The sequence below is a fragment of the Paenibacillus sp. 01T424 genome (genome assembly GCF_056398745.1).
In genome coordinates this window covers 411,118-424,454 of sequence record NZ_JBFTPZ010000001.1, presented here as the reverse complement: position 1 = coordinate 424,454, position 13,337 = coordinate 411,118, and the positions used below count along the sequence as shown (strand labels likewise).

Sequence of the window (13,337 nt, the reverse complement as noted above, 5' to 3'; positions counted from 1 at the left end):
AAATTAAGGTTTGTTAGCTTTCCAAATATATTTGTATTCTTTTACGCCTAGTTTTCCATTGATTTGATTCTCTTCAACTTTGGCGTCGAAATCCTTGCTTAATAAAGGATCAGTATAGTCAGGATTCCCGGGAATGCCTGTGAGAAACTTAGCAAATTCATTTGTGTCTGGAAAATAGAAAACAGCTTGATCAAACTCTTCAATTTGAATATTTATAAATCCATTATGATGTAATCTTTCTTTGACCAATTCGAGAGCGCCTGAGTGTATACCAAATATTGTACCTCCCGAGCTTAGTATTCTGCTATGATTCAAAATGGACGTTGGTCCGCGCCTATCGTAAATAAAATCAAATTGCCCGTCGGTGAATGGCAAATCGGTTTTTGTAGTCGCGTAAATAAATGATATATTATGAGCTTGGCTCTCATCTCGCATGGAGTTGGCAATCTTAATCATTTCAATTGAATTATCAAATCCAACAATCGACTTAGCATGACGTGACATCTTTAGTGTAAAATCGCCGTGTCCGCAACCCGCATCAAGAACCGTATCAAATGCAGGCAGCATTTCAACTAATCTTTCTTCAAATAATTGCTCAGCTGAAATGCCTTCGATCGTAAATACCGCATTGCTTCGATATCCGCCATTTTTTCGTGCAATTCGATCGTACCATTCTATCCCCATCCGTTTATCCTCCTAGACTACTCGAATATGTTCTCACTGGCTTACTCCTTAGGTACATAGAAGCGATATGATAGCAGGCTCAATAGCGATGGGCTCTATCGTCGATTCGAATCTTTCTTGAACAAATCCGTCGCGATTAATTAAAAACTTGGAAAAATTCCACTTGATCCCGTCCCCAGCAAATATTTCTGGGTATTTCTCCTGCAGGAAATGCTGCATCCATTGTCCGCTCGCAGTCTCTGTGTCAAAGCCTTGGAACGGAGCTTGCTGCGTCAGATATTGAAACAATGGAAGAGCTGATGCTCCTCTCACATTCGTTTTCTCAAATAGCGGGAACGTAACTTTGTAGTTGACCTCGCAAAATTGCTTCACTTCCGAATTGCTGCCTGGCTCTTTCTCGTTGAATTGGTTGCAAGGAAAAGCGAGAATTTCGAATCCTTGTTCCTGATATTTTTCGTATAACACCTGCAGATCATTGAATTGACGTGAATAACTGCATTTGCTTGCCGTGTTGACGATCAAGATAACTTTTCCACGGTAGGATGACAGCTTTACTGTTTCTCCGAAAATGGAGAGCGCTTGAAAATCATAAATCGACATGTGGTTAACCTCCCCTGTGTTACTGATTTATTTTTTCCTCAATAACTGCGTAATATGGAAACCATTTGTATGATTCAATCTATCATATAGCCAAATATTCTATTGGTCTAATATATAAAGGAAATAAGCGTTATAGGCAAATGCAATAAATAGTCGATGCCATTAGCAAAAATTATAAAGTTAATTTATTTTGCAGGAAAGAAAAATCCACATCCTCGTGAGGTTGTGGATTAGAAATCAACTTAATTTTTTGATTATAACAGAAGCATTTACATTTGTTTGAGTGCCACCGGTCAGAGTTTGCAGCGTAACGGCAGCAGTTGAACTATGATTTCGCAGTGTGAGAATACTTCCAGCCGCTAGAGCCATAATAGACTGCCCATTATTTTGCTGAGTACCAGCTCCTGAACCATATATGGATCCTGTAACTAGCGTACCATTTGAAAATAAGGCGAATTGATTCGGTTCTACTCCCGGCACTGAATAAGTAACTTCATAATTTCCAGTGGTGGAAACGGTAATCTGACTGGTTCCAGGGGAATGCGTAATGCCGGGTGTGAAAATAACACTTGTATCAAAAGTAATATCTGCCTCCACAGGAACCGTTTGAGCGCTGATATTATAAATATATCCCGAACCTATTGGGGGAGAGATAGGGTAAATGATCGGCATTCATATTCAACTCCTTATTTATGATTAGAAGCTATGTAAGGAATTAATAACCTCTAATGAAAAACAATACCGACAATAAAAAAAGAAGTATTGTCGGCACCAAGTCAACAAACTAGGTTAGTTTACAACAAATTCGATTACAATTGGAGTCAAAGGATCGAGTGTATCACCGTCTGGTATGGTAATAGCAGTAGTCGTAACCGTTGATGTGTCTGCAGTTTGAATCTGTGCATTAATATAAAGATTGTAGTAAGCGGGAGCAGTTGGAAATGCTGTTGCAGCTGTACCGGTGTCATTCGTAGTTGCTGTTGCAAGAATATTATACGCAGCACCGACTCCAGTTCCGTCCCCTGCTGTGGCACTAAATCTTCTGGCAGCCATGAATGGTTTTGTGATTGGCATGTATATCACCTCTCTTCTCTCTACTAACTTATGCTAGTATTCGAAAAAGGGAAGGTTTGAATCGCGGAGTTTAATAGATTGAACTAAGGAACAACGATAGCCGAGAATGTAACGGTTTCGAGAATTACTGGTGTACCCGAATAAATAGTTTGATTATCGAGACTAATGTTCAAATTATTTTCATTAATGATATACAAACTGCCTGCTTGCAGTATCCCATTGATATAAAGATTGTTATAGCTATTTGGACCATTGCCTACAAAAGCAGTTATGAAAGCTCCCTCATCGTTTGTAAAATCATCGGCTGGAATCGTGAATTGGGATTCGGCATCTGAGGTCATCTTATAAAAAAATCTTTGGGCAGCTGGTAAAATGAGAATAGAAGGGACGATAATAGATCCCGATTCGCCTTGGGGCCCTTGAGGACCTTGTGGTCCTTGAAGACCTTGAGGTCCCTGAGGTCCTTGAGCACCTTGAAGTCCTTGAAGACCTTGAAGACCTTGAAGACCTTGAAGACCTTGTGTACCTTGATGTCCTGAAGACCCCTGAGAACCTTGCGGACCTCGAAATCCTTGGGAGCCATGTTGACAGGCAGCATGAGGCCGCCTTTTCTTGAAATTAATGATCTTTTTGTGCTTTTTCTTTCTTTTCATTGGGCAAATACGAATTATTTTCTTCTTTGTCGCTAGTGAGTTTCCCAAGTTAAATCATACCTCCCTAATTATTAAACTATATAGGGTATGATATGACGCTATCGAACTGCGGTATGGACTAAACGTCCATTACAATTAGGCTGTAAACTATTTTAATGAAAATAGGTAACGGAGTAACCAACTGTTCAAATATAACTCTATTCATTCATCACGCAAAAAAGGAGCTGCTGTACAAGGCTTATAGCCTCGAACAGCAGCTCCTTCTCTATTTTCAACCGCTTAGTAAGCTTGTTGAATTAATGCGGCAGCGCCGATTAGTCCAGCGTCCTGCTGAAGCTTCGCGGGTACGATAGCCGTTTCCCTGCCTGATGGGTTAAGCGCGTTTTTGGATACATAGTCTCTAACGGCTGCAAAAAGTGGTTCGCCTACTTGTGAGACGCCGCCGCCGATAACGATTTTGTTCGGATCAAGAATATTAATTAGCGATACGCAGCCCATGCCGATTGTTTTAAAAACACTGTTAACCAGCTCGGACATTTGGGGGTCGCCTTGCGCCGCCAGCTCAAAAGCTTCTTTGGAAGAAACGTCTCGGCCGAGCAGCTCCGTCGCTTGACGGGCAACGGCTGTACCGGAAGCGACGACTTCCCATGGCGTACCGGCTTGATCCATAATCATAAAGCCAGCATCGCCGGCATTTCCTGTTGATCCAGTAAGCAGCTTGCCATGCATAAAGATGCCGGCGCCAATGCCTGTGCTTATCGTAATAAAGATGAAATGCTCGGAATCCTGTGCAGCGCCGACCCATTTCTCAGCAAGGGCAGCAGCAGTTGCATCATTCTCCATCTTAATCGGAAGAGGAAGATGGGCTTGCAATGCCTCTACAACGGGGAAACCCCACCAGCTTTTTAAGTTTGGAGGGCAAGTCAGCTCACCCTTGATCGTATTAAGCGGTCCGGGTGCACCTACTCCGACTCCTTTAAGCGTCTCTAGTGATAGCCCATTTTGCTCGGCCAGCTGCTTTACCGCGTCTGCAACCTGCGCAAGCATGTCTGCGGGCGTGATCTGCAGATTAGTTTTTAATGAACCTTTCGCAATAACGTTTCCTTGCTCGTCTACGAAGCCAAATGCTATTTTTGTTCCACCAATATCAATTCCTACTGCAATACTCACGTAATACCCTCCAATGATATGAAAATGACTGTGAACCTTTGAGAAAAAGTCTATCATACTACAGGAATATTAGAAAGAACCGAACGTATCAGTGCCTTTTGGAAGCGTATGCTTTTTTGATCAACTAATGCTGTACAAAAAGTGAGGAGTGTAGTAATATCCAATCGAATGAAGTGCTTGAGAGAGGATCCTTTGCGGCGCAAGGGGTCCTCCGTGCGTATATCATCAACCTAGAGAAGAAGGTAGCTGCCCAAATGGAATCCGAGGCCAAGGAAAGTTCGCGAATCATGAAGTTCGGTATGCCAATGACTGCAAATGTATGGAGAAATGCCCGCATCGATTTAGGTGCATCCTGTCTTTTCAGCTTATTTAATGTCGTCATGAACCAGTTCTATGTAGCATTCGCGATTCAACAAGGAGCAAGCAATTTTCAAGTTGGATTATTGTCAGCAGCACCTGCCGTTGGTTTATTGTTTTCACCATTTTGGGCGTCTTGGATTGAGAAAGCGAATAACCCCAAGCCGTTCGTCGTCATTCCTAATGCCATCGGCAGATTACTGCTGCTGTTGCCGGCTTTTTTCGCTTATCCATCCTTGTATGTAGTGGCTGCGCTTGTATTTCAGCTGTTAATGGGCATTCAGGCTCCTGCATATGCGGCATTAGTATCGCGCATGTATCCTTCTGATTTGCGCGGAAGACTAATGGGGTATGTCCGGGTGGCAATGGGGATTATTATGATCCCGCTTGCTTACTTTGTTGGCAGCTGGTCGGATGCCTTTGGGCCGTCAGGACCACTCATTGCGGCTTCCATTGCGGGTTTTCTTTCTATAAGTCTATTTAATACACTGAAGCTGCCAGTACAGAAGGCACCTGATAAACCTGCTTCTCTGAAAAAAACGAGCCGATTCCCGCTTCAGGAGCAGTGGAAGCTTATTAGAGAAAATCGAACGCTAGCTGTTTTTTTAGCGGCGACTACACTTACCGGGTTTGGCAATATGTTTGCAAATCCGTTGTATCAAATTATACAGGTAGATGTGCTTCAGCTTTCCAATTTGCAAATTGGTTATGCTCGTGTCGCTTATTTTACAGCGCTGCTGCTTACGTTCTGGATAGCGGGCTGGATGATCGATCGCATCGATATTAAATATACGCTGTTATGCGGCATTGCAGCTTACGCTATAGTGCCGATGTTATATGGGCTTTGGGGCAGCTATGCCGCGGTCATAACTGGCAATGCGATACAAGGAATCGGGGAAGCGATTTGGGATATCGGCATATTGGCATTTGTCTTCCGACTGGCGCCTGGCCGGGAAGCAATGGTTTTCGGGCTGCATTTGATGCTTTTTGGCGTTCGAGGAACGATTGGGCCGACTTTAAGCACATCGCTTTCGCATAGTGTATCTCTGTCATTGCTGCTGGTTATTGCTTCTATATGCGGATGGATCGGTACGTTTCTATTTATATCAGGCAATTGGAAGCGGAACCCGCTCACTCAAAAAGGTTAATTTTCGCTTCAGTTTACGTTCATCTCATGTTCATAATCGAATGCTAGAATGTTATGAATAGAAGCTATTCATTACATATTCGTAGGAGATGAACGATATGAACAAATGGAAAGTGATGCTTAGCGCTGTCGTTATCGCTGCTGCTTTGGCAGGCTGCGGAGCTCAGGACGAACAGGTTTCATCCGATCAGCAAGTGGATGCTCAGGGCAAAGTACAGCGGAATGGAGCCAGAGCGGGCATGGGGCAGATGGGGGCTCAAGCGGATTTGATGGGTAAAGTGAAATCGGTGGATGGCCAAACGATTACCCTCTACAAATCGGCTATGGGACAAGTCGGTCCGCCGCAAGGGGATGGAACGGGCAATATGCCTGGAGCGGGCGAGGGGCAGCAGCCTCCAGACGGCGCTGAACTTCCAGCAGAAGGTGAGGCTCCGCAACCACCCGCTGGTGATGGAACGTCTCCTGAGGGCGGCGGCAGGATGAATATGGACGCTATGTTCTCAGAGGAGACGGTGGACATTCAGGTGACAGATACGACTAAGATTATGACAGTCACCTTCGAGAATGAACAAATGGTCGAGAAAGAAATAGCGCTGGCAGATCTAAAAGCCGATGATATTTTGTCTATTATGCTAACTGACGATACGCAGATTGCAGAATCCATTACTGTTCGTATGGGAGGTTTCGGTGGTTTTGGCGGAGGCGCTGGCGGCGGCAGACAGCCAAGGCAGCAGGAGCAGCAGACAACAACCCAATAGATATCTCTCTTCGTATCGGCCTGCGGCGGTTCGAATAACACAAATAGCAATGCAGCAACTAATGCACCCTCCAAGAGCGAAGCACCTGCAGCGTTAATGCTAATTTAGTCGTTTCACCAACCTATGCACATGAGAAGTAGGCGATCTCAAAACTAGTCTACTCGCTGGTTTCTCTAACGAACTGTATTATGCTTATGCTGCAGAAAATTGCTTTTCTTTCATTTTAACGAACCGTAGTAACGCTATATTATGATTTACAGGGTATCATGAGCTGCTTTCTTCGAAATAACGATTCTGGAGTTCATTAGAATGTTAATCCATTTAGAATGCTTTAAATAAGGCTTAGTAGGTTCGTAAGCTATAAGTATAATAAGGGGAGGACATCATCGTTCTTCCTAAGTCCCTTCCTATTATTAGGTCAACCAGAGCTTACTGGTTGGCTTTTTTTTGCGTTGCACACACATTCGGTAACTGCAGCTATCCAAAAATATGTCCATATCATCTATAAATGCGGCATATGTTTGCTCTGCCCCTCCGCTTATGATGAAACCACGGAAGACACCAAGTCTATCCAATATCATTTTTAGGGGGACAAAAAAATGAGTAAAGCACGCAATAAGTTTTCAATGCTGCTTCTGATGGTCACAATCATTGCGCTGGTTGCAGCTGGCTGCAGCGGCAACAAGGATGGCGGAGAGAAACCAGCAGACGGTGGTAAAAGCGCCGGCAGCGGCAAAAAGACAGAAATTTTGTTCTGGTCACCATTCTCTGGCTCGGATGGCCCGTTCATGAAAAAAATCGTAGACAAATATAACGGCTCGCAAGATCAATATAAAGTGAATTTTGTTATTCAGCCAAACGGCGAATATTACAAGCAATTGGACGTGGCTCTAAGCACAGGCAAAGAAAGCCCGGACATGATGATTATGCACGTTGATCAAGTACCAACTTACGCTAGCAAAGATCAATTGCAGCCGATCGATGAGATTGCAGCGGGCGCAGGCATCAATAAAGCGGACTTTGCAGATGCAGCAACGACGTATTCGACACTCGATGGCAAGTGGTATTCCATTCCGCTTGATATTCACCCGCTTGTGATGTATTACAACAAAGATTTGTTTGATAAAGCTGGCATTGCAGCAGCTCCTACTAACCGTACTGAATTTGATGATGCGGTTCAGAAGCTGACGGATAAAGAGAAAGGCGTTTACGGTTATGTTGTTCCAACCTTGTGGCCACAGCAGTTCATTTTCCCAACACTAGTATGGCAAAATGGCGGCGAGCTTTGGAACGGAACCGACGTAGCCTACAACTCTCCGGAAGCGGTTGAAATGGTTCAATGGCTGCGTGGCATGGTGGATAACGGCGTTTCGCCTGGGAATGTTCAACAAGATGGCGAAAACACATTGTTCCTGCAAGGAAAAAATGCGATCCAATTCAACGGCCCGTGGATGAAATCACAATTTGATGAAGCAGGATTAAATTATGGCGTTGCGCCTGTTCCACAAATCGGTAAAGCGAAGCAAGCGGTATTCGCAGGCTCCCATGGCTTCGTTATTCCAAAAAGCGTAACGGATGCAGCCAAAACAGCAGGTATCGGCGATTTCTTGAAATACGTATCCACAAATTCCATGGACTGGGCGGAATCCGGTCAAGCGCTGGCATCGAAACCAATGCTTGAGAGTGATGCGTTTAAAGCGCTAACTTTCCAAAACAATGTAGCATCGGCATTTTCTTATGTACAATTTGCGCCAAATGTATTGAACTGGGGCACGATCTCTGAGCCAATCTGGGGTGAGCTGAACAATGCATTGCTTGGCAAAAAAGATGCACAAAAGGCTCTTGATGATGCGGCAGCCAAATCGAAGCAAGCAATGAAAAAATAAATAATCGTAAGCAGCGAGGAGGATGGGAATAGCAGAGTCCGTTCCCATCTTCTAAAGCTGCGATTGCTTGTGCTGGAAAATATGGAAAGCGTCAGGGGGACTCCGTTTGAAAACGTCATTAGCGTCACGATTCACTTCTTTTTTATTCGTACTGCCATACTTAGCAGCGTTCAGTATTTTTTTGCTGTTCCCGATTCTGTACGGCGTATATATAAGCCTTCAAAATTTCGAGCTGCTATCGAAGGAACATGAATTTGTTGGACTTGCCAACTACATCAAAATTTTCACGCCTGGCACGTATCTCAACGATATTTTTTTTAGAGGGTTGTGGGTAACCGCTCAATTTGTCTTATTTTCCGTTCCACTCTTAATCATTGTTGGGTTGTCATTAGCGATGCTTGTTAATGCGCTTCCTGCCAAAATACGCGGTTTGTTTCGTACCTTTTATTTTCTTCCGTACGCGTTGTCAGCTTCCGTTATGGCGGTCATTTGGCTGATGATGTTCGATACGAATGCCGGTTTTCTGAATAGTATGCTTGCGAAGCTTGGCATCAACAGCATTCCTTGGCTAACGGATACGCCATGGGCGTGGATTTCACTTATTGTGACGACGCTTTGGTGGACAATTGGCTTCAATATGATTATTTTTATAAATGCACTGAATGAAGTGCCAGAGGATTTCTATGAAGCTGCTTCGATAGATGGGGCAAACGCATGGAATAAATTTACGAAAATAACGCTACCGTCGATTCGTCCGGTTATGCTGTTCATTATGATTACATCGACGATTGCTTCCTTTAATATTTATGCGCAGCCTTATTTATTGACACGCGGCGGACCCGGCGATACGACGAAAGTGCTGCTCATCAATGTGCTGGATCAAGCCTTTTTACGCAAAGAAGTAGGTTCAGCTTCAGCGATGGCGATCGTTATGGCACTGCTCATTATTATTATATCCATCGTACAGTTCAAGCTGACGAGCGGCAGAAAGGGAGAGGTTTAAATGGTAAAGACAAGAAAGTTATGGCTTATCGTGCTTGCCATAATCATTGCGGTATTTTTCCTCCTCCCGCTCGTTTGGATGATTTCAACATCGTTTAAAAATGATTTCGAAGCATTGTCTGGGAAAATGAACTTTTTTCCGATAAAACCAACGATCGATAACTTCGTACAAGGCTTGACCGGTGAATTAATGAACGTACCCATTACGCGCTGGATTGTTAACTCCTTGTCGGTTGGGCTCATTGGAACCATTCTCGTACTCATTATCGATTCTATGGCGGCTTACGCATTGGCGAGATTAAACGATTTGCCGCTTCGCAGAATTATGCTTTCCTTATTTATCGCTTCACTTATGATTCCTGGCGTGCTCACGTTTCTGCCCATGTATTTGGAATTTAATGCCCTCAATTTAATCAATACGTATCCCGCACTGATTTTGCCGGCAACAGCGGGGGCGTTTGGCGTCTTTTTGCTCTATCAGTTTTTCGCTTCCTTTCCAAAGGAAATCGAAGAAGCGGCACGTATTGACGGAGCGAACAAGTGGCAGATTTATGCTCGTATTTTATTGCCATCCGCCGTTTCAATTATGGTGACATTAGCCATCTTCACTTTTATGGGGATCTATAACGATTTTGTATGGCCGCTTTATGCGACAACATCACCAGAGATGCGCACGATCACGGCGGGCATAGCGATGATGGCAACAGGAAGCTATACCCAAAGCTACGGCAAGCTTATGGCGATGACGACAGTCGCAACACTGCCAGTCGTTATTGTGTTCATTCTTGGACAGCGTTCCTTTGTGAGAGCTATCACACAATCGGCAGTGAAATAATCAATGATTACACCGATATGGCAAGGAGAAGAGACCGATAAGGTCTCTTTCTGTCCATGTTGGCGAGTAAGCGGAGGGAATGGCATGAAACTTAATCGTAAGCGTATAACTCTGATCGCATCTATGATTGCGGTAATTATTATTATTTTGGGGGCTTGGATCGTGAATAAAATGAATCATGACACTACGGCTGCGGGAGCTTATAATGGGCATGGTGGAACGTTCAAAAATACGTTAGCATCTATGGACACACCAGATCCAAGCATCATTTACGTCAATGGATTTTATTATATGACGTTTACGCATAACGGAACGGATATTATGATTATGAAATCGCGATCGCTCGATTTCAATCAAGCAGAGCGGAAGGTGGTATGGTACCCACCTGTGGATACGATGTATTCGGCAAATTTGTGGGCACCGGAAATTCAATATATACAAGGAAAGTTTTATATCTATTTTGCAGCAGATAACGGTGAAAATGAAAACCATCGCATGTATGCGCTCGAAGCGGAGACCAGCGATCCGATGGGGAGCTATGCGTTTAAAGGTCAAGTGACGGATTCGACAAACAAATGGGCTATTGACGGCCTCGCGCTTGAGCATGAGGGGCAGCTGTATTTTGTATGGTCGGGCTGGGAAGGCGATTTAAATGTACAACAAAATACGTACATTGCACCGATGAGCAATCCATACACGATTAGCGGACCGCGAGTATTGCTTAGCGAGCCGGATTTGGAGTGGGAGAGAGCAGGCGGACCTCCGTTCATTAATGAAGGCCAAGCGATTTTGAAAAAAGGCGGCCGTGTATGGATTGCCTATTCTGGTGCAGGAAGCTGGACACCGTTCTATAGCATTGGGTTATTGTCACTAGAGCTGGGAGCAGATCCGCTTGATCCGGCGAAATGGACAAAAGCTGAGCAGCCGCTTATGCAAATGGATGGAGACGCTGAGGTTTACGGTCCTGGTCACAATACGTTTGTTGCCTCGCCAGACGGAACCGAGGATTGGATCGTCTATCATGCAACAAGCAGTCAAGGGGACGGCTGGAATAATCGGAAGGCGCGTGCCCAGCGGATTGAATGGCAGAAGGATGGTTTGCCTGTCTTTGGTTCTCCATTATCGCTTGCTTCACCAATTGAAGTACCAGCGGGCACAGGATTAATCCGCGCAGAGCATGCAGCAGCTGCTGATAAAGATAACTTAGTTTTCAGCGGGATATCCTCGTCACTTGATACGGATGCCCCATTATTAGTCCATTACACAAACGATGCGGAAACAGAGCAGCGTATTCAGATCAATGTGAATGATGCGGTTGGTGCAGAAATTATACTTCCACCTACTAAGCCAAATGAAGTGGGATATGTATATGCTTCAATTGCGCTGAATGAAGGGCAAAACAACCTTTCTTTTATAGGAAACCAGGCAGCTAATCTGATCTCGGCGATTGAAATTCCACGTTTTGAAGCGGAGTACGCGCAGTTCTCATCAGACAGTGAGCTTATTGAAAGCTCGACAAAATCGAATGGCCGTTCTGTTCAATTGGCAGAGGGGGATAAGGACGCGATTCGATTTGATCATGTTAGAATTCCGATGGATGGGAAATATGCCTTACATTTAAGTATAGCTAATGGGACTGGAAGCAAGCAGATGCTGGAGCTGAAGGTTAATGGCGGACGTGTACAAAAGATAAGCATTCCCGCAAGCGAGTCAGATGCAGTGCAGCAGATAACCGTAAGCGTAAAGCTGAAAATGGATGACAATGCTTTGCAATTTGGAAATGCGACCGGTCCGCTTGAAATCGATTATATCGATGTTGTATCCGATAGAAACTAACTAACAACTCAGGCAACGGAGGCGCTAAACATGAATATAAAAAAATGGAGCGCGCAGTGTGTCTCCTATACACTAATCGGTCTCCTGGTCATTGCCTTGACAAGCTGCGCCTCCGAGCAAGAAGCAAATCAGAAAAATGAAGAGACGAAGCCTGAGGCTATAAGGCTTGAGTACTGGACGCCGTTTAGCGGCGGCGACAATCAGTTTATGACGGAAATGGTCACACGATTTAATGAAGAGAATCCGGCGATTAACGTTGTGCAAGTAAACTCTCGATTGGATGACTATTACACGAGGCTAAAAACGGCGATAATGTCTGGCAATGCGCCGGAGCTTGCGATTTTGCATCAGACAAGTTTGCCGCAGTTCGTTCAGAACGGCTATATCGAGAATCTGACAGAGCCTGCTAAGCAGATCGGGCTGGACTGGTCGGGCTTTAATCGCAATATTCTCGATTCTACCATGTATGACGGAATCCCTTACGCCGTACCGCTTGATACGCATGCGCTTGTTATGTTTTACAATAAAACCTTTTTGCGTAAAGCGGGTCTAATTGATGAGGCGGATAAGCCATTAATAGGGGCAGGAGCTGCGGGATTTGAAGCTTTCCTGCAGAAGCTTAAGTCTTCGATACCAGCCGACATTGCGCCGATGGCTCAGCCGAGTACTCGGATTGATTCCGTATGGCTTTGGTGGAGCCTTTATAACCAAATAGACGGCGGGGGCAGCTTCTATAATGAGGATGCAAGCGCTGCCGTATTCAACAATCCGCAGGCGCTGCAAGCGCTAAGCTATATGAATGATTTATACAAGAAAGAGCTTATTCCGCCTGATATTAATGATGCATTCAAGCTTTTTTATGATGGAAAAGCTGCGGTGCTAATTACAGGGATGTGGGGAACGGGTGCATTTGAGAAAGCAAAAAATTTGGACTTTGGCGTAATTCCAATGCCTGCGCTATTCGACCGCGCTGCGGTATGGGGGGATTCGCACACCATTGCCATACCGACCAAGCATGGGATGACGGATGAGAAGAAGCGAGCGGCGCTTACTTTTGTTAAATGGTGTGTAGAAAACGGTGCGATGTGGGCGGAAGCGGGCCATGTGCCAAGCATGACAAAGGTCGTTGCCAGCGAACCGTTTAACAGCTTGAATTACAGAAGCTCTTATGCAGCCTCCGCAAACTATGTAGCTTATTGGCCGCGTCATGTCCGGCAATGGTCGATCGTTGAAATTTTAATTCAAGAATTTGAAAAAATGAATTATTCGGAGCAAACGCCTGAGGAAACGCTGCAAGCAGCCGTGAAAAGGGTGAACATCGAGCTGAGGAAGTAA

At 44.7% G+C, this 13,337-nt stretch carries 13 protein-coding genes; 7 read left to right on the top strand and 6 right to left on the bottom strand.

Annotated elements, in window-relative coordinates; translation table 11 throughout:
- Nucleotides 1–3 precede the first annotated feature (3 nt).
- The 6 genes from AC1DPK_RS01760 to AC1DPK_RS01735 form a co-directional block, all read right to left on the bottom strand.
- The gene (locus tag AC1DPK_RS01760) at nucleotides 4–684 is read right to left on the bottom strand and encodes a class I SAM-dependent methyltransferase (protein ID WP_477509072.1); all 681 of its coding nucleotides are present in this window, start codon (nucleotides 682–684) and stop codon (nucleotides 4–6) included.
- 48 nt (nucleotides 685–732) lie between these two features.
- Nucleotides 733–1,284 carry a glutathione peroxidase gene (locus AC1DPK_RS01755; protein ID WP_477509071.1) on the bottom strand — a complete coding sequence of 184 codons (552 nt, stop codon included), beginning with the start codon at nucleotides 1,282–1,284 and terminating at the stop codon, nucleotides 733–735.
- Nucleotides 1,285–1,521: 237 nt separating this feature from the next.
- Complete coding sequence (locus tag AC1DPK_RS01750) at nucleotides 1,522–1,956, bottom strand: BclA C-terminal domain-containing protein (RefSeq protein ID WP_477509070.1); 435 nt, start codon at nucleotides 1,954–1,956, stop codon at nucleotides 1,522–1,524.
- 117 nt (nucleotides 1,957–2,073) lie between these two features.
- Nucleotides 2,074–2,358, bottom strand: coding sequence for a DUF4183 domain-containing protein (locus AC1DPK_RS01745; RefSeq protein WP_076267468.1), 285 nt, complete (start codon nucleotides 2,356–2,358; stop codon nucleotides 2,074–2,076).
- 83 nt (nucleotides 2,359–2,441) lie between these two features.
- Nucleotides 2,442–3,059: a DUF4183 domain-containing protein gene (locus tag AC1DPK_RS01740; protein WP_477509069.1), complete on the bottom strand. Its 618-nt coding sequence runs from the start codon at nucleotides 3,057–3,059 to the stop codon at nucleotides 2,442–2,444.
- A 231-nt stretch (nucleotides 3,060–3,290) separates the two neighbouring features.
- Nucleotides 3,291–4,181 (bottom strand): ROK family protein, encoded by an 891-nt coding sequence (locus tag AC1DPK_RS01735; protein WP_477509068.1) that lies wholly within the window; start codon nucleotides 4,179–4,181, stop codon nucleotides 3,291–3,293.
- Nucleotides 4,182–4,435: 254 nt separating this feature from the next.
- Here AC1DPK_RS01735 and AC1DPK_RS01730 point away from each other — a divergent pair, with 254 nt between their 5' ends.
- From AC1DPK_RS01730 to AC1DPK_RS01700, 7 genes are all read left to right on the top strand, one after another.
- Nucleotides 4,436–5,686, top strand: a complete 1,251-nt coding sequence (locus AC1DPK_RS01730) for an MFS transporter (RefSeq protein ID WP_477509067.1) — start codon at nucleotides 4,436–4,438, stop codon at nucleotides 5,684–5,686.
- A 97-nt stretch (nucleotides 5,687–5,783) separates the two neighbouring features.
- A complete protein-coding gene (locus AC1DPK_RS01725; protein ID WP_477509066.1) occupies nucleotides 5,784–6,443 on the top strand; it encodes a hypothetical protein in 660 nt (219 codons plus the stop codon).
- A gap of 599 nt (nucleotides 6,444–7,042) precedes the next feature.
- Nucleotides 7,043–8,329, top strand: coding sequence for an ABC transporter substrate-binding protein (locus tag AC1DPK_RS01720; RefSeq protein WP_477509065.1), 1,287 nt, complete (start codon nucleotides 7,043–7,045; stop codon nucleotides 8,327–8,329).
- A 106-nt stretch (nucleotides 8,330–8,435) separates the two neighbouring features.
- Nucleotides 8,436–9,332, top strand: coding sequence for a carbohydrate ABC transporter permease (locus AC1DPK_RS01715; RefSeq protein ID WP_477509064.1), 897 nt, complete (start codon nucleotides 8,436–8,438; stop codon nucleotides 9,330–9,332).
- The gene (locus AC1DPK_RS01710) at nucleotides 9,333–10,166 is read left to right on the top strand and encodes a carbohydrate ABC transporter permease (protein WP_477509063.1); all 834 of its coding nucleotides are present in this window, start codon (nucleotides 9,333–9,335) and stop codon (nucleotides 10,164–10,166) included.
- An 84-nt stretch (nucleotides 10,167–10,250) separates the two neighbouring features.
- Complete coding sequence (locus tag AC1DPK_RS01705) at nucleotides 10,251–12,002, top strand: family 43 glycosylhydrolase (protein ID WP_477509062.1); 1,752 nt, start codon at nucleotides 10,251–10,253, stop codon at nucleotides 12,000–12,002.
- Between the two features lie 30 nt (nucleotides 12,003–12,032).
- The gene (locus AC1DPK_RS01700) at nucleotides 12,033–13,337 is read left to right on the top strand and encodes an ABC transporter substrate-binding protein (RefSeq protein ID WP_441876536.1); all 1,305 of its coding nucleotides are present in this window, start codon (nucleotides 12,033–12,035) and stop codon (nucleotides 13,335–13,337) included.

Excerpts from the sequence above, each read along its gene's own strand:
- AC1DPK_RS01760 (WP_477509072.1), bottom strand. The coding sequence starts at position 684 with ATGGGGATAGAATGGTACGATCGAATTGCACGAAAAAATGGCGGATAT.
- AC1DPK_RS01755 (WP_477509071.1), bottom strand. The coding sequence starts at position 1,284 with ATGTCGATTTATGATTTTCAAGCGCTCTCCATTTTCGGAGAAACAGTA.
- AC1DPK_RS01750 (WP_477509070.1), bottom strand. The coding sequence starts at position 1,956 with ATGCCGATCATTTACCCTATCTCTCCCCCAATAGGTTCGGGATATATT.
- AC1DPK_RS01745 (WP_076267468.1), bottom strand. The coding sequence starts at position 2,358 with ATGCCAATCACAAAACCATTCATGGCTGCCAGAAGATTTAGTGCCACA.
- AC1DPK_RS01730 (WP_477509067.1), top strand. The coding sequence starts at position 4,436 with ATGGAATCCGAGGCCAAGGAAAGTTCGCGAATCATGAAGTTCGGTATG.
- AC1DPK_RS01725 (WP_477509066.1), top strand. The coding sequence starts at position 5,784 with ATGAACAAATGGAAAGTGATGCTTAGCGCTGTCGTTATCGCTGCTGCT.
- AC1DPK_RS01720 (WP_477509065.1), top strand. The coding sequence starts at position 7,043 with ATGAGTAAAGCACGCAATAAGTTTTCAATGCTGCTTCTGATGGTCACA.
- AC1DPK_RS01710 (WP_477509063.1), top strand. The coding sequence starts at position 9,333 with ATGGTAAAGACAAGAAAGTTATGGCTTATCGTGCTTGCCATAATCATT.
- AC1DPK_RS01705 (WP_477509062.1), top strand. The coding sequence starts at position 10,251 with ATGAAACTTAATCGTAAGCGTATAACTCTGATCGCATCTATGATTGCG.
- AC1DPK_RS01700 (WP_441876536.1), top strand. The coding sequence starts at position 12,033 with ATGAATATAAAAAAATGGAGCGCGCAGTGTGTCTCCTATACACTAATC.